Source organism: Micromonospora aurantiaca ATCC 27029 (assembly GCF_000145235.1).
GTDB lineage: Bacteria > Actinomycetota > Actinomycetes > Mycobacteriales > Micromonosporaceae > Micromonospora > Micromonospora aurantiaca.
Genome location: NC_014391.1, coordinates 393,855 through 420,616, shown reverse-complemented (window position 1 = coordinate 420,616; position 26,762 = coordinate 393,855). Strand labels below are relative to the sequence as shown.

Annotated in this window: 23 protein-coding genes; 6 read left to right on the top strand and 17 right to left on the bottom strand. The window is 71.8% G+C overall.

Annotation, left to right across the window (positions count from 1 at the left end; genetic code table 11):
* The first annotated feature begins 8 nt into the window (after positions 1-8).
* The 4 genes from eccE (at position 9) to rarD (ending at position 3,781) form a co-directional block, all read left to right on the top strand.
* Positions 9-1,811, top strand: coding sequence for a type VII secretion protein EccE (gene eccE, locus MICAU_RS02100; protein ID WP_013283624.1), 1,803 nt, complete (start codon positions 9-11; stop codon positions 1,809-1,811).
* Positions 1,812-1,878: 67 nt separating this feature from the next.
* Positions 1,879-2,265, top strand: coding sequence for a phage holin family protein (locus MICAU_RS02095; protein WP_013283623.1), 387 nt, complete (start codon positions 1,879-1,881; stop codon positions 2,263-2,265).
* 104 nt (positions 2,266-2,369) lie between these two features.
* A complete protein-coding gene (locus MICAU_RS02090; protein ID WP_013283622.1) occupies positions 2,370-2,858 on the top strand; it encodes a GNAT family N-acetyltransferase in 489 nt (162 codons plus the stop codon).
* Complete coding sequence (rarD, locus tag MICAU_RS02085; protein ID WP_013283621.1) at positions 2,855-3,781, top strand: EamA family transporter RarD; 927 nt, start codon at positions 2,855-2,857, stop codon at positions 3,779-3,781. The genes MICAU_RS02090 and rarD overlap by 4 nt, the downstream gene beginning before the upstream one ends.
* A 91-nt stretch (positions 3,782-3,872) precedes the next feature.
* Here rarD and MICAU_RS02080 read toward each other — a convergent pair whose 3' ends face one another.
* Together MICAU_RS02080 and MICAU_RS02075 are read right to left on the bottom strand one after the other, a co-directional pair.
* Positions 3,873-4,562 (bottom strand): anti-sigma factor family protein, encoded by a 690-nt coding sequence (locus MICAU_RS02080; RefSeq protein ID WP_013283620.1) that lies wholly within the window; start codon positions 4,560-4,562, stop codon positions 3,873-3,875.
* Positions 4,559-5,128: a sigma-70 family RNA polymerase sigma factor gene (locus MICAU_RS02075; RefSeq protein WP_013283619.1), complete on the bottom strand. Its 570-nt coding sequence runs from the start codon at positions 5,126-5,128 to the stop codon at positions 4,559-4,561. Before MICAU_RS02075 ends, MICAU_RS02080 begins: the two co-directional genes overlap by 4 nt.
* Positions 5,129-5,298: 170 nt before the next feature.
* Here MICAU_RS02075 and MICAU_RS02070 point away from each other — a divergent pair, with 170 nt between their 5' ends.
* The gene (locus tag MICAU_RS02070) at positions 5,299-7,425 is read left to right on the top strand and encodes a PhoX family protein (protein ID WP_013283618.1); all 2,127 of its coding nucleotides are present in this window, start codon (positions 5,299-5,301) and stop codon (positions 7,423-7,425) included.
* 117 nt (positions 7,426-7,542) lie between these two features.
* Here the strand turns inward: MICAU_RS02070 and MICAU_RS02065 are convergent, their stop codons facing one another.
* On the bottom strand, positions 7,543-8,325 hold the full coding sequence (locus MICAU_RS02065; protein WP_013283617.1) for an IclR family transcriptional regulator: 783 nt from the start codon (positions 8,323-8,325) through the stop codon (positions 7,543-7,545).
* 153 nt (positions 8,326-8,478) lie between these two features.
* Here MICAU_RS02065 and MICAU_RS02060 point away from each other — a divergent pair, with 153 nt between their 5' ends.
* Positions 8,479-9,687: an MFS transporter gene (locus MICAU_RS02060; RefSeq protein ID WP_013283616.1), complete on the top strand. Its 1,209-nt coding sequence runs from the start codon at positions 8,479-8,481 to the stop codon at positions 9,685-9,687.
* A gap of 125 nt (positions 9,688-9,812) precedes the next feature.
* Here the strand turns inward: MICAU_RS02060 and MICAU_RS02055 are convergent, their stop codons facing one another.
* The 14 genes from MICAU_RS02055 to MICAU_RS01990 form a co-directional block, all read right to left on the bottom strand.
* Positions 9,813-10,853 carry a polyprenyl synthetase family protein gene (locus tag MICAU_RS02055; protein WP_013283615.1) on the bottom strand — a complete coding sequence of 347 codons (1,041 nt, stop codon included), beginning with the start codon at positions 10,851-10,853 and terminating at the stop codon, positions 9,813-9,815.
* Positions 10,854-10,942: 89 nt separating this feature from the next.
* Positions 10,943-12,496 carry an NADH-quinone oxidoreductase subunit NuoN gene (gene nuoN, locus MICAU_RS02050; RefSeq protein WP_013283614.1) on the bottom strand — a complete coding sequence of 518 codons (1,554 nt, stop codon included), beginning with the start codon at positions 12,494-12,496 and terminating at the stop codon, positions 10,943-10,945.
* A complete protein-coding gene (locus MICAU_RS02045) occupies positions 12,493-14,025 on the bottom strand; it encodes an NADH-quinone oxidoreductase subunit M (RefSeq protein WP_013283613.1) in 1,533 nt (510 codons plus the stop codon). The genes nuoN and MICAU_RS02045 overlap by 4 nt, the downstream gene beginning before the upstream one ends.
* Positions 14,026-14,089: 64 nt before the next feature.
* The gene (nuoL, locus tag MICAU_RS02040; RefSeq protein WP_013283612.1) at positions 14,090-16,051 is read right to left on the bottom strand and encodes an NADH-quinone oxidoreductase subunit L; all 1,962 of its coding nucleotides are present in this window, start codon (positions 16,049-16,051) and stop codon (positions 14,090-14,092) included.
* Positions 16,052-16,058: 7 nt separating this feature from the next.
* Positions 16,059-16,358 (bottom strand): NADH-quinone oxidoreductase subunit NuoK, encoded by a 300-nt coding sequence (gene nuoK, locus MICAU_RS02035; protein WP_013283611.1) that lies wholly within the window; start codon positions 16,356-16,358, stop codon positions 16,059-16,061.
* A gap of 55 nt (positions 16,359-16,413) precedes the next feature.
* Entirely contained in the window at positions 16,414-17,184 is a 771-nt protein-coding gene (locus MICAU_RS02030) for an NADH-quinone oxidoreductase subunit J (protein WP_013283610.1), read from the bottom strand.
* Complete coding sequence (gene nuoI / locus MICAU_RS02025) at positions 17,181-17,828, bottom strand: NADH-quinone oxidoreductase subunit NuoI (RefSeq protein ID WP_013283609.1); 648 nt, start codon at positions 17,826-17,828, stop codon at positions 17,181-17,183. The genes MICAU_RS02030 and nuoI overlap by 4 nt, the downstream gene beginning before the upstream one ends.
* Before the next feature lies 1 nt (position 17,829).
* The gene (nuoH, locus tag MICAU_RS02020; RefSeq protein WP_013283608.1) at positions 17,830-19,185 is read right to left on the bottom strand and encodes an NADH-quinone oxidoreductase subunit NuoH; all 1,356 of its coding nucleotides are present in this window, start codon (positions 19,183-19,185) and stop codon (positions 17,830-17,832) included.
* On the bottom strand, positions 19,182-21,623 hold the full coding sequence (locus MICAU_RS02015; protein ID WP_013283607.1) for an NADH-quinone oxidoreductase subunit G: 2,442 nt from the start codon (positions 21,621-21,623) through the stop codon (positions 19,182-19,184). Before MICAU_RS02015 ends, nuoH begins: the two co-directional genes overlap by 4 nt.
* Positions 21,623-22,939, bottom strand: coding sequence for an NADH-quinone oxidoreductase subunit NuoF (gene nuoF / locus MICAU_RS02010; protein WP_013283606.1), 1,317 nt, complete (start codon positions 22,937-22,939; stop codon positions 21,623-21,625). The genes MICAU_RS02015 and nuoF overlap by 1 nt, the downstream gene beginning before the upstream one ends.
* Positions 22,936-24,030 carry an NADH-quinone oxidoreductase subunit NuoE gene (gene nuoE, locus MICAU_RS02005; protein WP_013283605.1) on the bottom strand — a complete coding sequence of 365 codons (1,095 nt, stop codon included), beginning with the start codon at positions 24,028-24,030 and terminating at the stop codon, positions 22,936-22,938. Before nuoE ends, nuoF begins: the two co-directional genes overlap by 4 nt.
* A complete protein-coding gene (locus MICAU_RS02000) occupies positions 24,027-25,352 on the bottom strand; it encodes an NADH-quinone oxidoreductase subunit D (RefSeq protein ID WP_013283604.1) in 1,326 nt (441 codons plus the stop codon). The genes nuoE and MICAU_RS02000 overlap by 4 nt, the downstream gene beginning before the upstream one ends.
* A complete protein-coding gene (locus MICAU_RS01995) occupies positions 25,349-26,080 on the bottom strand; it encodes an NADH-quinone oxidoreductase subunit C (RefSeq protein WP_013283603.1) in 732 nt (243 codons plus the stop codon). The genes MICAU_RS02000 and MICAU_RS01995 overlap by 4 nt, the downstream gene beginning before the upstream one ends.
* On the bottom strand, positions 26,077-26,757 hold the full coding sequence (locus MICAU_RS01990) for a NuoB/complex I 20 kDa subunit family protein (protein WP_013283602.1): 681 nt from the start codon (positions 26,755-26,757) through the stop codon (positions 26,077-26,079). The genes MICAU_RS01995 and MICAU_RS01990 overlap by 4 nt, the downstream gene beginning before the upstream one ends.
* Between the last annotated feature and the right edge of the window lie 5 nt (positions 26,758-26,762).

The following is a 26,762-nucleotide window of genomic DNA, read 5'->3' as shown; positions in this document are numbered from 1 at the left end:
GAGGTGCGGTGACCGCGAGCACGTCCGAGCGGCCCGCGTCTGTCCCGGTCCGCACGCCACAGTGGACGAATCGTCCGACCGCTCGCCTGCGCGCCGGCCAGATCGTGGCCACCCAGGTCGCGGCGGCGGTGCTGGTCGCAGCCGCCGGGCGGGGTGTCGTGCCGACGGCCGTCGCGCTGCTGTCGGCGGCCCTGCTGCTGCCGGCCGCGTGGGTCCGGGTGCGCGGCCGCTGGCTGCACGAGTGGCTCGTCACCGCTGCCGCGTACGTGACGCGGCGGCGCGCCCTGCCACCGGCGGCCGATCCGGCGGCGCTGCTGGGGCTGCTCCGGCCGGGCTCGGTGGTCGGCGCGACGGAGGCGTCCGGCGGGGCGGCCGTGCTGCACGACGCCGCCGGGCTGACCGCCCTCCTGGAGCTGGGCGACCCGGACGACCTGCTCGGCGACCACGCGCACGAGCTGCCCACGCCGTTCGACCTGCTTCCCCCGGCCGGTCCGGACGCCCCCGCGATCCGGCTGCAACTGGTGTTCTCGTCGTCGCCCGCACCGGTGCCCGCGGTTGCCGGCGGTCCGGCCGGGACGTCGTACCGCCAGCTCACCGACGGGCGGGTGGCCGCGCGGGCACGGGTGGTGCTGGCCGTCCAGGTGCTGCGCGCCGACGGCTGGCCGGACGAGGACCTGTTGCGGGCACTGTCCGGCACCCTGCGGCGACTCGTCCGCCGGCTCGGCCCGCTCACCGCCCGGCCGCTGGGCGGCGACGCGGCGCTGCGGGTGATCGCCGAACTTGCCCACCACGAGCCCGGAGCCCCGGTACGGGAGACCTGGCCGCTGCTCACTGTCGGTGGCTTGACGCAGGCCACCTGGCGACTGCGCCGGTGGCCGGATCCGCGTGGCGAGGCGGCCCGGGGGCTGGTGGGCCGCCTGCTCGCACTGCCCGCGACCGCCACCACAGTCGCGCTCACAGCCGGTCCGCGCACCGGCACCGCGCCGGTCCCGGCCGAGCTGGCGGTACGGGTGGCGGCCGGGAGCGCGGCCGGGCTGTCGACGGCGGAACGCACGCTGCGCCGGATCGCCGGTGACGTCGGCGGCGAGTTGCGCCGGCTCGACGGTGAGCACCTCGCCGGGCTGGTCGCCACGCTGCCGTTGGCGGTGACCGGTGGGGCCGCGTCCCCGGCCGGGTCGCCTCCGCCCGCGCTGGACCTGCCCTCGGCCGCCGCCGGCCTGATGGTGGGCGCGAACCGGCACGGCGCCGCACTCACCGTCCGCCTGTTCCGCCCGGCCACGACCCGGGTGCTGCTCGTCGGCGGCGTGCCCGCGGCGCAACTGCTCGTGCTGCGGGCGCTGGCGCTCGGCGCGCGCGTGGTGGTGCAGACCGGCCGCCCCCGCTTCTGGGAGCCGTTCGTGCGGGGTGTCGGGACGGTCGGCGGCGGCGTACCGCTGCTCCCGCCGGGCCGTCCGGCCGGTGGCGCGCCCGGCTCGCCGCTGCACCCGCTGCTGGTGGTGGTGGACGCCGGCCCGGTGCCGCCGGAGGCCGGACCGGCAGCCGCCTGGCAGTCGGTGCTGGTGGTCCGCGACGAGCTGACCTCGGCCGACACGCCCGCGCTGGCCCGCGCCGACCTGGCGATCCTCCAGCCGCTCGACCCGGACGAGGCCGCGCTGGCGGGCGCGGCGCTGGGCCTGGGCGGCTCCGCCGAGTGGCTCACCCGGATCCGCGACGACATGGTGGCTGTGGTCAACCGGCGGGCCCTGCGCTGGGCGCTGCTCTCGCCCACACCTGTCGAGTCGCAACTGGTCGGTCGCCCGGCCCGGCACTGACGAGCCGCACCGCCGCGTACCAGGTCGAGCCTTCCCCTGGTGGTACGGCCGTGGCACGATCCCGGCCATGGATTTCCTGAAGGGTCTTCTGATTCGCGTGGGTTCGACGGCGGTGGCGTTCTGGCTCGCCACCCTGCTCATCCCGGGCATCTCGCTCGACTCCGACTCGGCCACCGAGACGGTGATCACGCTGGTGCTCGTCGCGGTCATCTTCGGTGTGGTGAACGCGGTGCTCCAGCCGATCATCAAGACCGTGGGGTGCGGCTTCTACCTGCTGACCCTCGGCCTGATCGCGCTGGTGGTGAACGGCCTGCTCTTCCTGCTCACCAGCTGGATCGCCGGTGAGGCCGGACTGCCCTTCCACGTGGACGGGTTCTGGCCGGAGGCGGTGCTGGGCGCGCTCTTCGTCGGCATCGTCACCTGGATCCTCGGCGCCGTCCTCGACCGCGACTGACACCGGACCCCGGCCGGCCGGCGTCGCGACCGGCCGGGGCCACCAGGCCAGCCGTAGGGAATTGGCTGGCGAGGGCCCCGGCCGGGGGTACTAGCCTCGGCCGGGTGTTCACCCTGACCCGCGCGGACGGCTACGAGATCAGCACCGACCCGGATCGGATCGACCTGGACCGGGTGCACGTCTGGCTCTCCACCGACGCGTACTGGGCGCTGGGGCGGGAGCGGGAGACGGTGGCGCGCGCGTTCACCGGCTCGATCGGCTTCGGCGTCTACCGGCCGGGTGACGGACGGCAGGTCGCTGTCGCCCGGGTGGTCACCGACGGGGCCACCTTCGCCTGGCTCTGCGACGTGTACGTGGACCCGGCCGAGCGGGGTAGCGGGCTGGGCACCTGGCTGGCCGGCGCGGTCCGCGACCACCTGAACGAGCTGGGCGTACGCCGGATCCTGCTGGCCACGCTCGACGCGCACGGGGTCTACGCGAAGATCGGCTTCAAGCCGGTCGCAGCGGATCGGTGGATGGAGCTGGATCAGCGGGTGACGCCGGTCACCGATAAGGACCAAGATAAGGATCCACCACTTACGGTGGAGCGGTGAACCAGCTCCGGCTCGGCTACCTGTACGGCGTCGGCGCGTACCTGATCTGGGGTTTCTTCCCGATCTACCTGAAGCTGCTGCGCCCGGCCGGGCCGGTGGAGATCCTCGCGCACCGGATCCTCTGGTCGGTGGCGTTCGTGGCGTTGCTGCTGGCCGCCACGCGGCACGCCGGCTTCCTGCGCAAGCTGGCCCGGCGGCCCCGGGCGCTCGCCGGCATCGGGCTCGCCGCCGCGCTGATCGCGGTCAACTGGGGCACGTACATCTACGGCGTGAACTCCGACCGGGTGGTGGAGACGGCGCTCGGTTACTTCATCAACCCGCTGGTGTCGGTGCTGTTCGGCGTCCTGGTGCTGCGGGAACGGCTGCGCCGCGCCCAGTGGGCGGCGCTCGGCGTGGGTGCGCTCGCGGTCGCGGTGCTCACCGTCGACTACGGCCGCCTGCCCTGGCTGGCGCTCACCCTGGCGTTCAGCTTCGCCGGGTACGGGCTGGTCAAGAAGCAGCTCGCGCTGCCCGCCACGGAAGGGCTGTTCGTCGAGTCGGCGGTGCTGGCGCTGCCCGCACTGGCGTACCTGGGGTGGCTGTCGGCGCGCGGCGACTCGACGTTCGGGCACGTCTCGGCCGGGCACACCGCGCTGCTGGTGCTGGCGGGGGCCGCCACCGCGATCCCGCTGCTGCTGTTCGCCGGGGCGGCGAACCGGCTGCCGTTGTCCACTGTCGGCATGCTGCAGTACCTCGCGCCGATCCTCCAGCTCGGCTGCGGCGTGCTGATCTTCCACGAGCCGATGCCGCCGGCCCGGCTGGCCGGCTTCGCCCTGGTCTGGCTCGCCCTGGTGGTCTTCACCGCCGACGCCCTGCGCCACTCCCACCGCACCCGCCAGGCCGCCCGCACCCCGACCACCCCCACCCCCACCCCGTCCCGCTGATCTTGCACTTACCGCCCCGGCGAAAGGGGCGAACCAGCCGCACCAAGGGCCGCAAGTGCAAGATCAACGGGGAGAGCGGGCGGGGGCAGGGTCAGCGCAGGTCGTAGGCCAGGACGGGGGCGTTTGTTCCTCGGAGCAGCTCCAGGCGGACCAGCTCGCCCTTGGTGAAGCGGGTGACGCCGGAGAAGCGCAGGTCGTCACCGGGGGCGGCGAGCCACGAGCCGATCTGCTCCGTCGCGCCGTCCGGGCCGTGCGCCACCAGCCGGAACGTGTACGCCTCCCGGTGCCCGGCCCGCCTGTCGTACCCGCAGTGCATGGTGACCTCGGTGCCCCACGGCGTCTCGGTCAGCCCCACCTCGGCGTGCACCGGCACCGTCCCGGCCACCGGCCGCATCGAGGCCAGCGCCACCGGCGGCTTCGTCGGCTCGGCGGGCGACTGCACGAGTCCCACGCCGACGCCCGCCAGCACCGCGAGCGCGGCGGCGGCGAGCGCTGTCAGCGCGTACCGTCGGCGGGAGCGGGACCGCTCGCGGCGCTTGCGCTCGCGCGCGGCGTCGAGCAGCGCGGGCACCCGCGACGTCTCCGGCCCGACCTCCAGGAACTGCTCCAGCCCGGCCGGGTCGAGCCGCCCCAGCAGGCCGGGCAGCACGGCGATCTCGGCCACCGCCTCCCGGCACTGCGCGCACCCGGCCAGGTGCCGCTCGTAGGCGACCCGGTCCGCCGGGGCGAGCGCGCCGAGCACGTACGCCCCGTCGTCGTGCGCGAACTCGCAGCGTGTCACCCGGTCACCCCCATCTCGGCCAGCGCCAACCGTAGTGAGCGCAGCGCGTAGTGGGTACGCGACTTCACCGTCCCCGGCGGTACGCCCAGCCGTGCCGCCGCCTCCGCCACCGAACGTCCCTGGTAGAAGCACTCGACGAGCACCTCCCGGTGGGTCGGGCTGAGCCGGTTGAGCGCCTCGGCCACGGTCCACGCCTCCACCGCGCGCTCCGTCTCGTCGACCGTCTCGGCGGTCTCGGGCAGTTCGTCCGTGTAGACCTCGCCGACCCGGGCCGAGCGCCGCCGCCAGGCGTCGATCGCCAGGTTCCGCGCGGTGGTGAACAGCCAGGCGCGTACCGAGCCGCGTCGCGGGTCCAGCGACTCGGGGTGCCGCCAGGCGCGCAGGAGCGTCTCCTGCACCAGGTCCTCGGCCCGGGGCCGATCGCCGTTGACCAGCCGCAGGGCGTGCGCGTACAACGCGTCGGCATGCTCGTCGTGCAGCGCGCGCAGCAGTTGGGCGTCGTGGTCGCTGATGGCGGTACCTCGCTTCCGGCGGCGGGGAAACCGGCGATGCGTTCGCCCTTCCATACGTGCCGTGACGCCGAACGGTTCATCCGCAGGTCGACGCGGAGCTGTTCACGTCCGGTTCAGGTCCGGGCCGATCCCCGCTCACCGTGCCCTGGCAGCGTCCGGCGGGTGAGCGCCCGGGCCGTCTCGCCCGCGCGCCTTCCGACGTTGAGATCAGGAGGCTCCACCTCATGAGCGACCGGCCTCGCCTGCTTCCGCTGCTGGGTGGCACCCGCCACGGCAGCCGCGACGCGATGACCTGTCTGTACCGGTGCGGCAACGCGTGTGACCACCCGGTGCCGAACCCGACCGACAACCCGTACTTCGGCGACGTGGTCGACACCGAGATCTCCCGGCGCGGCGTGGTCCGGGCCGGCGCGGTCGGCGCGCTGGTGCTCGGCTTCGGCGGCGCCGCCGCGGGCGCGCTCGCCGGCGCCGCGCCGGCCGCCGCTGCGCCCGCCGCCCCGCCGGTTCCCGGCGGCGGCGAGGTCTCGCCCGCCGGCGCGGGCCGCCCTGGTAGCGGCGCGTTGACGTTCAAGCCGATCCCGCCGAACAAGCTCGACACCCTCGTGGTCCCCAACGGGTACGACCACTCCGTGGTGATCCGCTGGGGTGACGAGGTCGTGCCCGGCGCGCCCGCGTTCAGCCTGGGCCGGCAGACCGCCGCCGCCCAGTCCAAGCAGTTCGGCTACAACAACGACTTCGTCGGCGTGCTCCCGATCGACCGTCGGCGCGCGCTGCTCGTGGTGAACCACGAGTACACCAACGAGGACCTCATGTTCCCCGGCTTCAGCAGCCAGGACGCGCTCACAGTGGAGCAGGTACGGGTGGCGATGGCCGCGCACGGCATGTCCGTGGTGGAGCTGGAGCGGGTGGAGAACACCGGTCAGTGGCAGCCGGTACGGCGTGGCCGGCGGGAGTACAACCGCCGGGTCACGGCGCTGGCGACGAAGTTCGAGCTGACCGGCCCGGCCGCCGGCTCGTCGTGGCTGCGTACCGCCGCCGACCCGAAGGGCCGGACGGTGATCGGCACGCTCAACAACTGCGCCGGTGGCGTCACCCCGTGGGGCACAGTGCTCTCCGGCGAGGAGAACTTCAACCAGTACTTCGTCGGCGGAGACGGCGCGCCGGAGGAGCAGAAGCCGAAGCTGGCCCGGTACGGCATCCCGACCGACGTGCGCCACCCGAGCGGCAGCCGCAAGTGGGAACGGGCGGACGAGCGCTTCGACCTGGCCAAGCACCCCAACGAGGCGAACCGGTTCGGCTGGATCGTCGAGATCGACCCGTTCGACCCGCAGGCCAAGCCGCGCAAGCACACCGCGCTGGGCCGGTTCAAGCATGAGGGCGCGAACGTCATCGTGGCGCGCAACGGCCGGGTGGTCGCGTACATGGGCGACGACGAGCGCTTCGACTACCTCTACAAGTTCGTCTCGGACAAGAAGTTCATGCCGGGGAAGTCCTCGGTGGCGCGGCGGCACAACCTGACGCTGCTGGAGTCGGGCACGCTCTACGTCGCGAAGATCGAGGGCGACAGCCCGGCCGCCGAGATCGACGGTTCCGGCAAGCTCCCGGCCGACGGTGGGTTCGGCGGCCGGGGCCGCTGGATCAAGCTGGTCAGCGGCAACCGCTCGTACGTCGACGGCATGACCGCCGCGGACGTGCTCACCTTCACCCGGCTGGCCGGGGACAAGGTCGGCGCCACCAAGATGGACCGGCCCGAGGACGTCGAGCCGAGCCTGCTCACCGGCAAGGTCTACGTGGCGCTGACGAACAACAGCGACCGCGGCAAGGCCGGCAAGGCGCCCGCCGACGAGGCGAACCCGCGCAACAGCAACAAGCACGGGCAGATCCTGGAGCTGGTCGAGGACCGCGGCGACAACACCGCCGAGACCTTCGCCTGGTCGCTGCCGATCGTCTGCGGCGACCCGGCCGACGCCTCGACCTACTTCGCAGGGTACGACAAGACGAAGGTCTCCCCGATCTCCTGCCCGGACAACGTCGCCTTCGACGCCACCGGCAACCTGTGGATCTCGACCGACGGCAACGCGCTGGGCAGCAACGACGGCCTGTTCGCCACAGCCGTCGAGGGTCCGGAGCGGGGCCACCTGAAGCAGTTCCTCACCGTGCCGCTCGGCGCGGAGACCTGCGGCCCGTTCATCACCGGCGACAACCGTTCGGTCTTCGTGGCCGTGCAGCACCCGGGCGAGGTCTCCGGCGCGTCGGTGGAGAACCCCGCCTCCACCTGGCCGGACGGCGACTTCGCCAAGCCCGGCGTGGTGGTCACCTGGCGCCTCGACGGCGGCCCGGTCGGCAGCTGACCCACCCCGGGGGCGGTCCGGCGCTGGACCGCCCCGCGAGGGGCCGCCGACCCACCAGGTCGGCGGCCCCTCGTCAGTTCTCGGAGGCGGTCCCGGCGGGGATCGGCGCGCGGCGAGTCAGTTCTCGGAGGCGATCCCGTCGGCGATGGCGCGCGCGGCGGTGAGGAGCTTGGCGCGGACCACCCGGGCCGATGTCATCATCTCGCCGGCCGGCAGCGCGCAGGCCAGCACCACCCGGCGCTCGATGTCCTTGTCCGGGCTGACGAGCACCGCGGCGCACGCCACGCCCTGCCGGAACTGCCCCAGCTCCAGCTGCATGCCGCGCCGGTCACCGGCGGCCAGGTCCGCCTCGAACGCCTCGACAGTGGTGAGGGTGGCGGTGGTGAACGGGCGCATGCCGTACTCGCGCAGGTAGCGGAAGCGCTGTTCGGTGGTGAGCGTGGCGAGCAGGCTCTTGCCCAGCGCGGTGGCGTGCGCGCCCTCGTCGAAGCCCGGCACCAGGTCTTCCATGTAGGGCGAGCGCGGCCCCTCGGCGGACGCGGTCACCGCCACCTGCCCGCCGACGAAACGGCCGAGGTAGTGGCTCCAGCCGGTGTCCGACGCCGCGCGGCGCAGCGCCTCACCCACCGCCGGCGGCCCCCGGAACGCGGTGACCAGCTCGCGGTAGCGGTCGGCCACCTCCAACCCCACGATGTACGTCCCGTCCTCGCGCCGGATCACGTAGCCCTCGTACGCGAGCGTGCGCACCAGGTGGTAGGTGGTGGCGACGGTCAGCTCGCAGCGCCGGGCGATCTGCTTCACGGTGAGCCCTCTCGGCGCACGGCCGACCGACTCGAGCACTCGAAGCGCGCGAGACACGCTACGGATCAGGTCCGAAGGTTCCGCCAAGGGGTCGCGCACAACCACCTCCGCCGCCGGGGACTTACACCATATGAAAAACCGGCCGAGTGCGAAATGCCTGTTCGGATGGAGGATGCCAGAAGACCGGACACAGACCGTGTGTCGACGGACACGATGAGCAGCCAAAACGTCCGGGCGTAAGGTGTGCTCGCGATGACTGAAACAGTTTCGCGAGTCGCCCCTCCGGCGTCCCGCCACGCCGTCACGGTCGGCGCGGGCGCCACCCTCACCACGATCGTGTGCGTCCTGCCCGTCTTCCTGGTCGGTGGGCTCGCCGTCCAGCTCGCTGACGAACTCCGCTTCAGCCCGGCCGGGCTGGGCCTGGCCGTCTCGATCTACTTCGGCGTGAGCGCGCTCGCCTCGGTGCCCTCCGGCGCCCTGGTCGAGCGCTTCGGCTCGGCCCCGGTCGCCCGGGCCGCCATCCTGCTCTCCGCCGCCTCGCTGCTCGCAGTGGCCGGGCTGGCCCGGTCGTACCCGATCCTGGTGGCGCTGCTGGCGCTCAGCGCAGCCGCCAACGCCCTCGGGCAGCTCGCCAGCAACGCCGCGCTGGCCGAGCACGTACCCGCCCACCGGCAGGGCCTCTCGTTCGGCGTGAAGCAGGCTGCCGTACCGGCCGCTACGCTGCTGGCCGGTCTGGCGGTACCCACTGTCGCGCTCACCGCCGGCTGGCGCTGGGCCTTCGTGGCCGCAGCGGTGGCCGCGCTCGCCGTGCTGCCGGCCGTACCCCGGGCCGGACGGGACCGGCGGGCCCGGACCGCCTCCGGTCGCGGTCCCGGCGGCACCGGCCCGCTCGTGGTGATCGGGCTGGCCGCGACGCTCGCGGCAGCCGCGGCGAACGCCCTCGGCACGTTCCTGGTCGACTCGGCTGCGGCGCGAGGGCTCTCCCCCGGCCTGGCCGGCCTGACGCTGACCCTGGGCAGCGTGGTGTGCGTGCTCGCCCGGGTGGGCGTCGGCTGGCTGGCCGACCGGCGCACCAGCGGGCACGTCGGGCTGATCGCCGGTATGCTGCTGACCGGCTCGGTCGGCCTCATCCTGCTCGCGGTGGCCGGATCGGCGCCGCTGGTAGCGGGCGTGGTGCTCGGCTTCGGTCTGGGCTGGGCCTGGCCGGGGCTGATGAACTTCGCCGTGGTCCGGCTCCACCCGCAGGCCCCGGCCGCCGCCACCTCGATCACCCAGACCGGGGTGTACGCGGGCGGCTGCCTGGGTCCGCTCGGCCTGGGCGCGCTGGCCGGCGCGGCGGGCTACCCGGCGATGTGGCTGACTGCTGCCGCGGCGATGCTCCTGGCCGCCCTCCTGATGCTGCTGGGCGCCCGCCTCCTACGCCCCACCCCCACCCCCACCCCCACCCCCGCCCTCCCCTGACCGTCCGCGTCGCCCCCGAGCCCCGTCGCGTCGATCATGAAGTTAGCGGCGCGACACGCCGTACGGGCGGCCGTCAACTTCATGATCGACGAGAGCCCGAGCGAGTGAGGGTGGGCGCGCGGGGGTCAGCTGGTGCGGTCGGCGATGTAGTCGCAGAGGGACTCCAGCGCGCGACGCGCCGGACCCTCGGGCAGCGGAGCCAGCCGGGCGCGTGCGTCCTCGGCGTAGCTGCGCACCGTCTCCCGGGCGCGCTTGAGCGCCGGCGACTCCCGCAGCAGGCCCAGCGCCTCGGCGTGCAACGCGTCGTCCACCAGCGGGCCGGTGGCCAGGATCTCGCGCAGCCGTACGCTCGCCGCGTCCGCGTCGTCGGAGGCCATCGCGTAGAGCACCGGCAGGGTGGGTACGCCCTCGCGCAGGTCGGTGCCGGGCGTCTTGCCGGACTGGACCGACTCGCTGGCGATGTCCAGCAGGTCGTCGGAGAGCTGGAACGCGACGCCGATGATCTCGCCGTACTCGGCCAGGGCCTCGACGTGCTCGGGAGCCGCGCCGCCGAACATGCCGCCGAAGCGGGCCGAGGTGGCGATGAGTGAACCGGTCTTCTCGGCGATCACGTGCAGGTAGTGCGCGACCGGGTCGGTGTCGCGCGGGCCGACCGTCTCGGCGATCTGGCCGTGCACCAGCCGGGCGAACGTGCGCGCCTGGAGGCGTACCGCCTCGGGGCCGAGGTCGGCGGCGATGTCCGCGGCCCGGGCGAAGAGGTAGTCGCCGACCAGGATGGCCACCGAGTTGGTCCAGCGGGAGTTGGCGCTCGGGGCGCCGCGACGCACGGCGGCCTCGTCCATCACGTCGTCGTGGTACAGCGTCGCCAGGTGGGTGAGTTCCATCACCACGGCGGCGGGGACGACCTGGTCGGTATCCGGGTCGCCGAACTGGGCGCCCAGCGCCACCAGCAGCGGACGGAACCGCTTGCCGCCGGCCTCGACCAGGTGCCGGGACGCCTCGGTCACCAGCGGATCGGCGCTCGCCACGCTCGCCCGCAGGTTCGTCTCGACCCGGTCGAGCACGCCCAGCACGGAGGCTTCGACGCGCGGGTCGGCGAGATGCAGGCCGAGCGCGCCGAACTGACCTGAACGCTCGCCAGCCGGGTTCGCCACGTCCTCAACCATGCCACACCCGTTCGACCTGCTCGTCGACGGGGATACGGGCCGGGGGCCGGTACGCCACGGCGTACCGGCCCCCGGTGGGATCACCTCTGTCATCTGACGAATTCGGCGGCACCGGTCGTCAGGTCGAGCAGCGGGCCGGGCACCACGCCGAGGACCAGCGTGGCGAGCACGCCGATGACCAGGGCGGCCGAGGTGAGCGCACCGGGCACGGTCACCGTCGGGGTGGACTCGCCCGGCTCGGACAGCCACATCATGACGACGACCCGCAGGTACGGGAACGCCAGCACCATGCTGGTCAGCACGCCGGCGATCACCAGCCACGCCTGGTTCGCCTCCAGGGCCGGGCCGAAGACCGCGAACTTGCTGGTGAAGCCGCTGGTCAGCGGAATACCGGCGAAGGCCAGCAGGATGAACGTGAAGATCGCCGCGAAGAACGGCGAGCGGCGGCCCAGCCCGGCCCAGCGGGACAGGTGGGTGGCCTCCCCGTCGGCGTCGCGCACCAGCGTCACCACGGCGAACGCGGCGAGCACCGAGAAGCCGTACGCGGCCAGGTAGAACATGGTGCCGGAGAGCCCTTCGCGGCTCGGTGCCAGCACACCGACGAGCAGGTAACCGGCGTTCGCGATCGACGAGTACGCCAGCAGGCGCTTGATGTCGGTCTGGGTGACCGCCAGCACCGCGCCGACCAGCATGGTCAGCACCGCGATCGCGCCGAGCACCGGGGTGAAGTCCCAGGAGGCCCCGGCGAACGCGACGTGGAAGACGCGCAGCAGCGCCCCGAACGCGGCGACCTTGGTGCAGGCCGCCATGAAGCCGGTGACCGGGGTCGGCGCGCCCTGGTAGACGTCCGGCGTCCAGACGTGGAACGGCGCGGCGGCGGCCTTGAACAGCAGGCCGATGGCGAGCAGCGCCATGCCGGCGAACAGCAGCACCGGGCTGGACGGGGAGTCGGTGACCGCGGCGTGCACGGTGGCGAAGTCGACGCCGGCCGTGCGACCCGGGATGCCGGAGGTGAAGCCGTAGATGAGGGCCACACCGAACAGGAAGAACGCCGAGGCGTACGCGCCGAGCATGAAGTACTTCAGCGCCGCCTCCTGGCTCAGCAGACGCCGGCGGCGGGCCAGCGCGCAGAGCAGGTAGAGCGGGAGCGAGAAGACCTCCAGCGCGACGAACATGGTCAGCAGGTCGTTCGCCGCCACGAAGATCAGCATGCCGCCGATCGCGAACGACATCAGCGGGTAGACCTCGGTGGCGCCACCGACGCCCTCGGCCTGCCGCCGGTCCTCCGCCGACTCGGCGGTGACAGCGGCGTGCGCCACGAAGGCGCCGCCCCGCTCCACGGTGCGCTCACCGACGAGCAGCAGCGCCATCACCGCGAGCACCAGGATCGCGCCCTGGAGGAACAGCGTCGGGCCGTCGATCGCGATGGCGCCGCCGATGGTGATCAGCCGGTCGTCGGCGTTCAGAATCACCATGACGATCGCGGCGAGCATCGCCACCAGGGCGAGCCCGAGTTGCACCGCGTTGCGCAGACGACGCGGCACGAACGCCTCGACCAGGACCCCGAGCAGCGCCGCACCCAGCATGATCAGGATGGGAGCGAGCGCCGCGTAGTCGATCGACGGCAGCCTCAGTTCACTCACTTCGCGGCCTCCTGGACGCTGCCGACCTCAGGGGCGGGGTCGGACTTGCCGACGTCCTGCATGGTCGCCTGGACGGCGGGGTTGATGACGTCGGTGACCGGCTTCGGATAGAAGCCGAGCAGCACGATCAGCGCGATCAGCGGCGCGACGACCACCTTCTCGCGCAGGGTGAGGTCACGGCGCATGCCCTCGACCTCGGTCAGCGCCGGGTTCAGCGTGCCCTGCGTGGTGCGCTGCACCATCCACAGCACGTACGCCGCCGCCAGGATGATGCCGAGCGTGGCGATCACCGCGACCGGCTTGTTGACGGTGAACGTGCCGATCAGCACCAGGAACTCGGAGACGAACGGCGCGGTACCCGGCAGCGCCAGTGAGGCGAGACCGGCGAAGAAGAGCACACCGGCCAGCACCGGCACCAGCTTGCCCGCGCCGCCGAAGTCGCTGATCAGCGCCGAGCCGCGCCGGGCGATCAGCATGCCGACCACGAGGAACAGCAGGCCGGTGGCCAGGCCGTGGTTGAGCATGTAGAGCACCGCGCCGGTGCCGGCCTGCGTGGTGAACGCGAAGATGCCGACGCCGATGAACCCGAAGTGCGCGATCGAGGTGTACGACACCAGGCGCTTCAGGTCGTTCTGACCGACCGCCAGCAGCGCGGCGTAGATGATGCCGATGACACCGAGCGCCAGGGCCCACGGTGCGAACCAGCGCGACGCCTCCGGGAACAGCGGGAGGCAGTAGCGCAGGATGCCGAACGTGCCGACCTTGTCCAGCACGCCGACAAGCAGCGCGGCGGCGCCGGCCGGTGCCGCGCCACCGGCGTCCGGCAGCCAGGTGTGGAACGGGAAGAACGGCGCCTTGATCGCGAAGGCGACGAAGAAGCCCAGGAACAGCCAGCGGGCCGTGTCGGTGGCGAACTCCGCCTGGCTCAGCGCCTGCCAGTCGAAGGTCTTTCCGCCGACCACCCAGAGGCCGATCACCGCGGCCAGCATGAACAGACCGCCGACCAGCGAGTAGAGGAAGAACTTCACCGCCGCGTACTGCCGCTGGTGGCCGCCGTAGCTGCCGATCAGGAAGTACATCGGCACCAGCATGACCTCGAAGAACACGTAGAACAGGAAGACGTCGGCGGCGGCGAAGACGCCGATCATCGTGCATTCGAGGACGAGCAGCAGCGCGAAGTACGCGGGCACCGAGCGCTTCGACGCCTCGGCGTCGTGCCAGGACGCCAGGATCACCAGCGGCACCAGGATCGCGATCAGCATCAGCATGACCAGCGCGATGCCGTCCACCTCGAAGGTGAAGTTCACGCCCCAGTTCGGGATCCACGGGTACGACTCGCGGAACTGGAACCGGTCACCGTCGGCGGAGAAGGCGAACCACATCACCACCGAGAGCACCAGCACCAGCAGCGACCAGCCGAACGCCACCAGCTTGGCCAGGTCCGGACGGCTGCGGGGCAGCAGTGCCACCACCAGGGCGCCGACCAGCGGCGCCACGGTCAGCACCGAGAGGAACGGGAAGTTGGACATTATTCGGCCTTACCTCCGTCGTGACTGCGTGGCCCGCCGGCGGGGGCGGCCGCGTTGAGGTCGATCACGCCAGCCACCCCGCCTGCACCGCCAGGAACGCCGCCACCACGAGCAGCGCGCCGGTCAGGATCGAGGTCGCGTACGACCGCACGAAGCCGGTCTGGAGCCGCCGGAGCCGGCCCGAGCCCCCGCCCACGGCGGCGGCCAGACCGTTGACCAGCCCGTCCACGCCCCGGTTGTCGAGGAACACCAGCGCCCGGGTGAGGAAGATGCCCGGCTTCTCGAAGACCGCCTCGTTGAAGGCGTCCGTGTAGAGGTTCCGGCGGGCGGCGGTGACCACCACGCCGGCCGGCTGCGGCTCGGTGGCCGTACCGGAGCGGAACAGGAACCAGGCCAGCCCGGCGCCCAGCACGGTGAGCAGCAGCGACAGCGCGGTGAGCAGCCAGTGCGCCAGCACCGGTGCGTGCTCCCCGCTCTCGGCGGCGAGCCCGTTGGTGGCGGTGAGCCAGTCCGGCACGGAGGTGGCGAGCAGGAAGCCCGCGCCGACCGAGCCGACCGCCAGCAGGATCAGCGGGACGGTCATCAGCTTCGGCGACTCGTGCGGGTGCTCGATGTCCTCGGTCCAGCGCTTCGGGCCGTGGAACGTGAGCACGAACAGCCGCGTCATGTAGAACGCGGTGAGCCCGGCGCCGAGCAGCGCGGCCATGCCGAACAGCCAGGCCGTCCAGCCCTCCCGCTCGAACGCGGCCACGATGATCGGCTCCTTGGAGAAGTAGCCGGAGAACGGGAACATGCCGATGATGGCGAGCCAGCCCATCATGAACGTCAGCCAGGTGACCTTCATGTACTTGGACAGCCCGCCGAAGCGGCGGATGTCCACCTGGTCGTTCATGCCGTGCATGACCGAGCCGGCGCCGAGGAACATGTTGGCCTTGAAGAAGCCGTGCGCCAGCAGGTGCACGATGGCGAGCGCGTACGCGCCGCCGCCGAGACCGACGCCGAGGAACATGTAGCCGATCTGGCTCACCGTCGACCAGGCCAGCACACGCTTGATGTCGTCCTTGGCCGCGCCGATGATGCAGCCCATCAGCAGCGTGAGCGCGCCGACGCTGACCACCACGAGCTGGAGCGTCTCGTTGGCCGAGAAGATCGCGTTGGAGCGGGCGATCAGGTAGACGCCCGCGGTGACCATGGTGGCCGCGTGGATGAGCGCGGACACCGGGGTCGGGCCCTCCATCGCGTCCGGCAACCACGCCTGGAGCGGGAACTGACCGGACTTGCCGGCCGCGCCGAGCAGCAGCAGCAGGCCGAGCACCAGCACGGTGGTCGAGGTCATCGAGCCGACCCCGTTGAACACCTCGTCGTACTGGGTGGTGCCGAGCACGGCGAACATGATGAAGATGCCGATGGCCAGGCCGGCGTCGCCGACCCGGTTCATCAGGAACGCCTTCTTGCCGGCGGTGGCCGCGCTGGGCCGGCCGTACCAGAAGGAGATCAGCAGGTACGACGCCAGGCCGACGCCCTCCCAGCCGAAGTAGAGCATCACGTAGTTGTTGCCGAGCACCAGCAGGAGCATGGCGGCGACGAACAGGTTGAAGTACGCGAAGAACAGCCGCCGGCCCGCGTCGTGCGCCATGTACTCCACGGCGTAGAGGTGGATCAGGAAGCCCACCCCGGTGATCAGCAGGACGAAGACCGCGGCCAGCGGGTCGAAGAGCAGACCGAAGTCCACCTTCAGGTTGCCGACCGCCATGAAGTCCCAGAGGCTCAGCTCGACCTGCTTGTTCTCCAGCCCTCGCAACTGGAAGAAGTAGGTGAGCCCGAGCACGAAGGCGGCGCCGATGGCGCCCACTCCCAGCCAGTGGCCCCAGCGGTCGGCCCGCTTGCCGAGCAGCAGCAGGATCGCCGCGCTGACCAGCGGGATCGCCACCAGCAGCCAGACACTGCCCAGCATCCCGTCCGCCGTGGCGAAGGTGACGGCTTCGGCTGGCTCAGACTGGGCGATCGTCAGAATCTGTTCCACCACGAGCCCCTCAGTACTTCAGCAGGTTGGCGTCGTCGACGCTGGCCGAGCGCCGGGTCCGGAAGATCGCCATGATGATCGCGAGCCCGACCACGACCTCGGCCGCCGCGACCACCATCACGAAGAACGCCATGATCTGGCCGTTCAGGTCGCCGTTGATCCGGCTGAACGTGACCAGGGTCAGGTTGGCCGCGTTGAGCATCAGCTCGATGCACATGAACAGCACGATCGCGTTGCGCCGGACCAGCACGCCCACGGCGCCGATGGTGAACAGCACCGCCGCGAGGATGAGGTAGTAGTCCGGGGTCACCGTGCCAGCCTTTCGTTCGCGACTGCGGGGCTCCGCTTCGCTGCACTCCTCGCGCTCACCGATCAGTCCCCTTCGGTGCGGTCTCCTCGGCCGTCAACTCGCGCACCGGCATGATCTCCGGGATGCTGCGGTCGGTCAGCCGGCCGTCGGGCAGACGGGCCGGGGTGGCCACCGAGGAGGACGTGGCGTAGACGCCCGGGCCGGGCTTCGGTCCGGGGTAGTTGCCGGGGCGGAACCGCGCCTTCATGGTGGCGATCTGGTCCATCCGGTCCGCCTTGCGCCGCTCCACGTGCGCCAGCACCATCGCGCCGACGGCGGCGGTGATCAGCAGCGCCGAGGTCAGCTCGAAGGCGAAGACGTACTTGGTGAACAGCAGCCGGGCGATGCCCTGGACGTTGCCCTCGCCGTTCGCCTCGTCGAGCCCGACCGGCTGGACGCCGTCGAGCGCGCGGTAGAGGCCGGTGCCCACCAGGCCGGCGAAGCCGAGCCCGAGGACCACGGCGGCGACCCGCTGGCCGCGCAGCGTCTCGATGAGCGAGTCGGACGCGTCCCGGCCGACGAGCATCAGCACGAACAGGAACAGCATCATGATCGCGCCGGTGTAGACGATGATCTGCACCATGCCGATGAACGGCCCGGCCTGGAGCACGTAGAACACGCCCAGGCAGAGCATGGTCAGCACCAGCCAGAGCGCGGAGTGGACCGCGTTGCGGGCCCACACCATGCCGATCGCCCCGAGCAGGGCCAGCGGCGCGAGGATCCAGAAGGTGACCTCCTCACCCCCGGACACCTGGCCGGCGGCGGCGAGCACCGTAGCCGAGGTCATGCCTTGCCTCCCTTGCCCGCCGCGGCGGCGGACCGCTGCTCGGCCTGCTCGGCGCCGGGGAAGGTCACGCCGGGGTGCTCCTCCACCTGGTACCGGCCGGGGCCCATCGGCGAGCGCTCGGCGCCGGCCGAGGTGCCCGGGTTGGTGAGCGCGCCGACGTAGTAGTCCTTCTCGCTGTCGCCCAGCCGCATCGGGTGCGGCGGCTGCTCCATGCCTTCGAGCAGCGGCGCGAGCAGCTGCTCCTTGGTGAAGATCAGGTCCTGCCGGTTGTCCCGGGCCAGCTCGTACTCGTTGCTCATGGTGAGCGAACGGGTCGGGCAGGCCTCGATGCAGAGCCCGCAGAAGATGCACCGGGCGTAGTTGATCTGGTAGGTGCTGGCGTACCGCTCACCAGGAGAGAAGCGCTGCTCCTCGGTGTTGTCGCCACCCTCCACGTAGATCGCGTCGGCCGGGCAGGCCCAGGCGCACAGCTCGCAGCCGATGCACTTCTCCAGCCCGTCCGGGTGCCGGTTGAGGATGTGCCGCCCGTGGTAGCGCGGCGCCGAGACCGGCGGCTTGAACGGGTAGTCGGTGGTGACGACCTTCTTGAACATGTGCGAGAAGGTGACACCGAAGCCCTTGAACGTTCCGGTGATCGCGCCCACGTCACACCTCCCTGGAGTCCGGGCCGGCGACCACGTTGGCCGGCTCCCGCTCGGCGAGCACGCGCTTCGTACGCGGGCTCGGCGGAACCTGAAGATCCATCGGCGGCAGCGGGAAGCTGCCGTACGGCCGGGTGTCCGCCTGCTCCTGGAGCGACGGCTTCGGCTCCTTCTTCCGCGACGGCCAGAAGAGCGTGGCCAGCAGCAGCACGCCCGCGCCGACGGCGGTGACGAGCAGCCGGTCCCGGGTCTGCCAGTCCTCGATCGAGCGCAGCCCGGCGAGCACCATGATCCAGACCAGGTTCAGCGGCAGCAGCACCTTCCAGCCGAACCGCATGAACTGGTCGTACCGGAGCCGGGGCAGCGTGCCGCGCAGCCAGACGAAGACGAACACCAGCATGATGACCTTGCCGAAGAACCACAGCATCGGCCACCAGCCCTCGTTGGCGCCCGACCAGATCGTGATCGGCCACGGGGCGTGCCAGCCGCCGAGGAACAGCGTCACGGTGAACGCCGACATGGTCACCATCGCGACGTACTCGCTGAGCATGAACAGCGCGAACTTCAGCGAGCTGTACTCGGTCTGGAAACCGGCCACCAGCTCCGACTCCGCCTCGGGCAGGTCGAACGGCGCCCGGTTCGTCTCACCGACGATGGCGATGAAGAACATGATGAAGCTGGGCAGCAGCAGGATCGCGTACCAGCCGGGCGCGGCGAGGTCGAAGCCGCCGATGCTCAGCCGGGTGCCGTCGCCCTGCGCGGCGACGATCCCGCTCGTCGACATGGTGCCCGCGGTCATGAACACCGCGACCACGCTCAGGCCCATGGTGACCTCGTACGAGACCAGCTGGGCCGCCGAGCGGAGGCCGCCGAGCAGCGGGTAGGTGGAGCCGCTGGCCCAGCCGCCGAGCACGATGCCGTACACGGCGAGCGAGGAGAAGGCCAGCACCACCAGCACCGCCACCGACACGTCGGTGACCTGGAGCGGCGTCCGGTGCCCGAAGATGCTCACCATCGGCCCGAACGGGATCACCGACAGCGCGGTGACTGCGCAGACCACCGAGATCACCGGGGCGAAGAAGTAGACGACCTTGTCGGCCTTGCGCGGGAGGATGTCCTCCTTGAAGGCCAGCTTCACGCCGTCGGCGAGCGTCTGGAGCAGACCGAACGGACCGGCCTGGTTGGGGCCGGGCCGCACCGCCATGCGGCCCACGACCCGGCGCTCGAACCAGACGCCGAGCAGCGTGGCCGCCACGGCGACGACGAACGCGAACAGGATCTTGCCGAGGACCAGCCACCACGGGTCCTTGCCGAAGTCGGCAAGCGTCGGGTCCTGCGCCGCGAGGATGACGGGGTTCACTGCACCCACCTTTCGTTCCCGACTGCGGAGACGCTCACCACGTCGCCGGACGTCGCGCCGAGGCCGCGCCGCACGGTGGAGCCGGGTGAGTTGGTCGGCAGCCAGACGACGCCGTCGGGCATCTCGGTGATCGCCGCCGGCAGCGTGATCGCGCCGCGGTCGGTGCCCACCGTGACCGGGTCGCCGTCGGCCACACCCAGCGCCTCGGCGGTGCCCTTGCCGAGCCGGACCACCGGCGGGCGGGCGGTGCCGGCGAGGTGCTCGTCGCCGTCGGTGAGGCTGCCCAGGTCGATCAGCTGGTGCCAGGTGGCGAGGACCGCCTCGCCCGGTCCGGGCTGCCGCACGGCGGCGGGCTCGACCGAGGGCGCCGACGGCCGCTCGACCCGGGTGCGCGGCAGCGCGCCCAGCTCGCGCCGGATGCTCGGCACGTCACCGGTGCCGAGCCGCACGTCGAGCTGCGCGGCGAGCGCGTCGAGGATGCGGGCGTCGGTCATCGCGCCGGTGTCCAGCACCTTCTCGAACGTGCGCAGCCGGCCCTCCCAGTCCAGGAAGCTGCCCGCCTTCTCGACCACCGGCGCGACCGGCAGGACCACGTCGGCGCGGCGGGACACCGCGCTCATCCGCAGTTCCAGGCTGACCAGGAACGGCACCGCGTCCAGTGCGGACTCGGCCAGGCGCGGGTCGGCCAGGTCGGCCGGGTCGACGCCGGCCACCACCAGGGCGCCGATCTGTCCGTTCGCGGCGGCGGTGAGGATGCCGTCGGTGTCGCGGCCGGCCTGGCTGGGGATCACCCCGGCCGGGATGTCCCACGCCTCGCCCAGCTCCGCGCGCGCGGCCGGCTCGGTGACGACCCGGCCGCCGGGGAGCAGGTTGGGCAGGCAGCCCGCGTCGACAGCACCGCGGTCACCCGCGCGCCGCGGCACCCAGACCAGCCGGGCACCGGTACGCCGGGCGACGTCCGCCGCCGCCGACAGGCCGCCCGGCACCTCGGCCAGGCGCTCGCCGACGATCAGGATCGCGCCGGGCTGACCCAGCGCCTCGGCCACCGTGGCGTGCTCGGCCAGCACGCCGGCCTCCTCGCCGGGCACCACCCGGGCCAGCTTGGCCCCGAGCTTCTCCAGGCCGCGCGTGGCGAACGGCGCGAGCGCGTACACGGTGAGCTTCTTCTTCAGGTACGCCTTGCGCAGCCGCAGGAAGAGGATCGGGCACTCCTCCTCCGGCTCCAGGCCGACGAGCACCACAGCGGGCGCGTTCTCCACGTCCGTGTAGGTCACGTCGGTGACCCCGGCGACGCTGCTGGCCAGGAAGTCGGCCTCCTCGCGGGAGACCGGGCGGGCCCGGAAGTCGATGTCGTTCGTGTGCAGCGCGATCCGGGCGAACTTCGCGTACGCGTAGGCGTCCTCGACCGTCAGCCGGCCGCCGGTCAGCACCGCAGTGCCGGTCGCGCCGTCGCGGGCCGCGCGCAGCCCTTCGGCGGCCCGGGTCAGCGCCTCGCTCCAGGACGCCTCGCGCAGCTCACCGGTCTTCTCGTCGCGCACCATCGGCGTGCTGATCCGGTCGAACGCGCGGGTGTACTGGAAGCCCCAGCGGCCCTTGTCGCAGTTCCACTCCTCGTTCACCGCCGGGTCGTCGCCGGCCAGCCGGCGCAGGACCTTGCCGCGCCGCCAGTCGGTGCGCTGGGCGCAGCCGGCCGAGCAGTGCTCGCAGACGCTGGGCGTGGAGACCAGGTCGAACGGGCGGGCCCGGAACCGGTACTGGGTGCCGGTCAGCGCGCCCACCGGGCAGATCTGCACGGTGTTGCCGGAGAAGTACGAGTTGAACGGGACGTCCCCCTCGTCGCCCTCCTCGCCGTACGCGTCGTCCCGGTAGATGTTGATCTCCTCGTGCGAGGAGCGTCCCATCAGGTCGATGAACTTGTCGCCGGCGATCTCCTCGGAGAACCGGGTGCACCGCTGGCAGAGCACGCAGCGCTCGCGGTCGAGCAGCACCTGGGTGCTGATCGGCAGCGGCTTCGGGTACTCCCGCTTGTGCTCGTGGAACCGCGAGTCCGTCCGGCCGGTGGACATCGCCTGGTTCTGCAGCGGGCACTCGCCGCCCTTGTCGCACATCGGGCAGTCCAGGGGGTGGTTGAGGAGCAGCAGCTCCATCACACCCTCCTGGGCCTTCTTGGCGACCGGGGAGGTGAGCTGCGTCCGCACCACCATGCCGTCGGCGACGGTCTGGGTGCAGGAGGCGACCGGCTTGCGCTGGCCCTCCACCTCCACCAGGCACTGCCGGCAGGCGCCGGCCGGGGCCAGCAGCGGGTGGTCGCAGAAGCGCGGGATCTCGGTGCCGAGCTGCTCGGCGACGCGGATCAGCAGCGCGCCCTTGGGCGCGGTGACCTCGACGCCGTCGATGGTCAGCGTGACGGTCTCGGTCTGCTTGGCTACGTCGGTCATCAGTGAGCTCCAACCAGAGACTTGTCGGAGAGCTTCGGAGCGGTACGTCCCTCGATGTAGTCGAGGTAGTCCTGCTTGAAGTACTTCAGCGACGAGGTCACCGAGCTGGTCGCGCCGTCACCGAGACCGCAGAACGAGCGGCCGAGGATGTTGTCGCAGGTGTCGAGCAGGGTGTCCAGGTCCTCGTGGGTGCCCTGGCCGGCCAGGATGCGCCGGTAGACCCGGACCATCCAGTAGTTGCCCTCCCGGCACGGGGTGCACTTGCCGCACGACTCGTGGTGGTAGAACTCCAGCCACCGGTAGGTCGCGTACACCGGGCAGTCCTGGTCGGAGAAGATCTGCGTAGCAGTGGTGCCCAGGATCGAGCCGGCCGCCGCCACCCCCTCGAAGTCCAGCGGCACGTCCAGGTGCTCGGCGGTCAGCAGCGGCGTCGACGAGCCACCCGGGGTCCAGAACTTCAGGTTGTGCCCGGGCTTCATGCCGCCGGCCAGCTCGATCAGCTCGCGCAGCGTGATGCCCATCGAGCACTCGTACTGGCCCGGTTCGGCGATCCGGCCGGACAGCGAGTAGATCATCGGGCCGGACGACTTCTCCGTGCCCATCGTCTTCCACCAGTCCGCGCCACCGAGCACGATGTACGGCACGCTGGCGATGGTGCCGACGTTGTTGACCACGGTCGGGCTGGCGTACAGGCCGTGGGTCGCCGGGAACGGCGGGCGCAGCCGGGGCTGGCCGCGGAAGCCCTCCAGCGAGTCCAGCAGCGCGGTCTCCTCACCGCAGATGTACGCCCCGGCGCCGGAGTGCACCACCAGGTCCAGGTCGAAGCCCGAGCCGAGGACGTTCCGGCCGAGATAACCCTTGGCGTACGCCTCGTCGACGGCGCTGCGCAGCCGCCGGGCGGCGTGCACCGCCTCACCGCGGATGTAGATGTACGCCCGGTTGGCCCGGATCGCGTACGAGGCGATGATGACGCCCTCGACGAGCGAGTGCGGGTCGTGGGTCATCAGCGGCAGGTCCTTGCAGGTGCCCGGCTCGCCCTCGTCGGCGTTGACCACCAGGTAGTGCGGCTTGCCGTCGCCCTGCGGGATGAACCCCCACTTGAGACCGGTCGGGAAGCCCGCGCCGCCTCGCCCGCGCAGTCCGGAGTCCTTGATCAGCTGGATCAGGTCGTCCGGGTGCGCCTTGAGCGCCTTGCGCAGGGCGGCGTAGCCGTCCAGCTTCTCGTAGGTGCCGAGCCGCCACGCGTCCGGCGAGAGCCAGCGCTTGGTGAGCACCGGCGTGAGCTTGGCCAGCGTCTCCGGCCGAGGAGTGGTCACTTCCGGACCCCCGTTCCGCTCGCGTCCGCCGGGTCGGCGCCGTCCGCGCCCGTACCGGACTCCGCTTCCTTGAGGTTGCGCTCCTGCGCGCCGGCCGCGTCGCCGGCGGGCTTGCCGTCGCCGGCCGGCGGGTTCGCCGCCACGCCGGCCGCCTCCGCCGCCCGCGCGTCGCGCGGTGCCGGGGCCGGGCCGTCCACCGGGACCTTGGTGCCGGGCGCGTCCGGCACCGGGGTGCTCGCGTCCGGCTGCCGGGTCTCGGCGGTACGCACCTGCGGCGACTTGTCGTCCGGCGCCTTCACGTCCGGCGCGGTGCTGCCGGTGGCCGCCTCCGGCTCGGCCGGCTCGGGCGCGGGGGCCGGCTTGGCGGCCTCGGCCTTCGCCTTCGCCTCGGCGGCGGCCCGGTCGGCCTCGGCCTTGCTGCGGATCGGGGTCTTCGGGTCGAAGCCCGGCACCGAGACGCCGTGCTGCTCGGCCAGGCGCAGGCCGCGCAGGCTCGGCTCGCCCGGCCCGCCGTCGGCCACCGCGCCGTCGCGCTCGTCGGCGAAACCGGCGAGCTGGACCGCCATCTCCTTGAGCGTGCACAGCCGCGCCCCGCGGGTCGGCATCGGCCGGCCGCCGGCGCGCAGCTCCTCGACCACGTCGAGCGCGGCCTGCGGCTCCACGTTGTCGAAGAAGTCGTAGTTGACTGTCATCACCGGGCCGTAGTCGCACGCCGCCAGGCACTCGGCGTGCTCCAGGGTGATCTTCCCGTCGGCGGTGGTCTCCTCGTGCCCGACGCCGAGGTGCTCGGCCAGGGTGTCGTAGACCTTCTGCCCGCCGAGCACGTCGCACATGGTGTTGGTGCAGACGCTCACCAGGTAGTCACCGGTGGGCTTGCGCTTGTACATGGTGTAGAAGGTGGCGACGGCGCCCACCTGGGCCTTGTTGAGCCCGAGCACCTCGGCGCAGAACTCGACACCGGCCGGGGAGACGTAGCCCTCCTCGGACTGGACCAGGTGCAGCAGCGGCAGCAGCGCCGAGCGGGACCGGTCCGCCGGGTACCGGGCGATGATCTCCCGCGCCCGGGTGCGAGTCGTTTCGGAAAAGCTCATCGGTCACAACCACCCATCACGGGGTCCAGCGAGGCGCCGCCGGCGATCACGTCGGCGATCAGGCCGCCCTCGGCCATCGCCGGGAGGGCCTGGAGGTTGACGAAGCTCGGCTCCCGGTAGTGCACCCGGTAGGGCCGGGTGCCGCCGTCGGACACCGCGTGCACGCCCAGCTCGCCGCGGGGCGACTCGATGCCGACGTACACCTGGCCCGGCGGAACCCGGAAGCCCTCGGTGACGAGCTTGAAGTGGTGGATCAGCGACTCCATCGACTGACCCATGATCTTGGCGACGTGCTCCAGCGAGTTGCCCATGCCGTCCACGCCGATGGCGAGCTGCGCCGGCCACGCGATCTTCTTGTCGGACACCATCACCGGGCCGGGCTTCAGACGGTCCAGCGCCTGCTCGATCAGCTTCAGCGACTCGCGGATCTCCGCCACCCGGACCAGGTAGCGGCCCCACACGTCACCGTCGGTGTGGGTCGGCACGTCGAACTCGTACGTCTCGTAACCGCAGTACGGCATGGTCTTGCGCAGGTCCCAGGCGAGGCCCGCGGACCGCAGCACCGGGCCGGTGACGCCGAGCGCCATGCAGGCGGTCACGTCGAGCACCGCGACGTGCTGCGTACGCTCCAGCCAGATCGGCTGGCCGGACAGCAGGTTCTCGTACTCCTTGAGCCGCTTCGGCATCAGCTGGAGAAAGTCGCGGATCTTGCGGATCGCGTCGTCCGGCACGTCCTGCGCCACACCGCCCGGCCGCACGTACGCGTGGTTCATCCGCAGGCCGGTGATGGTCTCGAAGATGTCGAGGACGTACTCCCGCTCGCGGAAGCCGTACAGCATCATGTTGATCGCGCCCAGCTCCATGGCGGTGGTCGCCAGCCAGACCAGGTGCGACGAGACGCGGTTGAGCTCCATCATCAGCACACGGATGGTGGTGGCCCGCTCGGTGATGTCGTCGGTGATGCCGAGCAGCTTCTCCACCGCGAGCGCGTACGCCGTCTCGTTGAACAGCGGCGAGAGGTAGTCCATCCGGGTCACGAACGTCGAACCCTGGACCCAGTTGCGGTACTCCAGGTTCTTCTCGATGCCGGTGTGCAGGTAGCCGATGACCGAGCGGGCCTCGCGGACCGTCTCGCCCTCCAGCTCCAGGACCAGCCGGAGCACGCCGTGGGTGGACGGGTGCTGCGGACCCATGTTGACGACGATCCGCTCGTCGTTGATCGGGTCCGTGCCGGAGACGACCTCGTCCCAGTCCCCGCCGGTGACGGTGAAGACCTTGCCCTCGGTCGTCTCGCGCTCGGTCGCGTAGTTCGACGTGGTCATTGGTACGACCTCCTACGGTCCGGCGGGGGGATCTCCGCACCCTTGTACTCGACGGGGACGCCGCCCAGCGGGTAGTCCTTGCGCTGCGGGTGCCCCTCCCAGTCGTCCGGCATGAGGATCCGGGTCAGGGCGGGGTGGCCGTCGAAGACGACGCCGAACATGTCGTACGTCTCCCGCTCCTGCCAGTCGGCGGTCGGGTAGACGGCGGTGACGCTCGGGACGTGCGGCTCCTCGACGGAGACCGCCACCTCCAGCCGGACGCTGCGGCGGTAGGTCATCGAGGTCAGGTGGTAGACCACGTGCAGGCGGCGCTCCTGCGCGCCCAGGTAGTCCACACCGGACACCGAGGAGCACAGCTCGAAGCGCAGCGCGAGGTCGTCGCGCATCACCTGGCAGACCTCGGCGATCCGCTCCGGGCGGACGTGCAGGGTCAGCTCGCCCCGGTCGACCACGACCTTCTCGATCGCGTCGCCGAAGTCCGGGTACGCCTCCTCCAGCGCGTCCCGCACCTCGTCGAAGTAGCTCCCGTACGGCCGGGCCGCCTCCTCGATGGGCTTGCGCGGGCGGACCAGGCCGCCGTAGCCGGAGACGTCGCCGGTGCCCTGGTTGCCGAACATGCCCCGGCCGGCCGGGCTGGCCGGCGGGTACTCCGCCGGGGCGGTGGAGCTGGCACCGACCGGGGTGGTGGGTACCGGCACCCCGCCGTCGTTGTTCTTGTCGTTGCTCATTTCGGGCCCCTATGCGACGCCTGAAGGTGGTTCTGCGCCTTCATCCAGTTCTCGATCCGCAGCTGCTCCTCACGCCCCTCGCGGACCGCCTTCGTCCACTCGGCACGCCGGGCCTTGTCGCTGCGGTACGACGAGGGCATCGAGCCGTACGGCACCACCGGCACGTCGCCGCGCGCCTGGCGGGCCTCCAGCATCTTGCGGCCGTTCGGGCCCAGCGGCTCGTGCATGATCTTCTCGCGCAGCTTGAGCACCGCGTCGATGAGCATCTCCGGCCGGGGCGGGCAGCCGGGGAGGTACATGTCGACCGGTACGACGTGGTCGACGCCCTGCACGATGGCGTAGTTGTTGAACATGCCGCCGCTGCTGGCGCAGACGCCCATCGAGATGACCCAGCGGGGCTCGGCCATCTGGTCGTAGATCTGGCGCAGGACCGGGGCCATCTTCTGGCTCACCCGGCCGGCCACGATCATCAGGTCCGCCTGGCGGGGCGAGGCGCGGAAGACCTCCATGCCCCAGCGGCCCATGTCGTAGTGCGGACCGCCCGCCGCCATCATCTCGATGGCGCAGCAGGCCAGACCGAACGTGGCGCCCCAGACCGAGGTCTTCCGCGTCCAGTTGACCAGCTTCTCGACGCTGGTGAGCAGGACGCCGGAGGGGAGCTTCTCCTCGATGCCCATCTGCT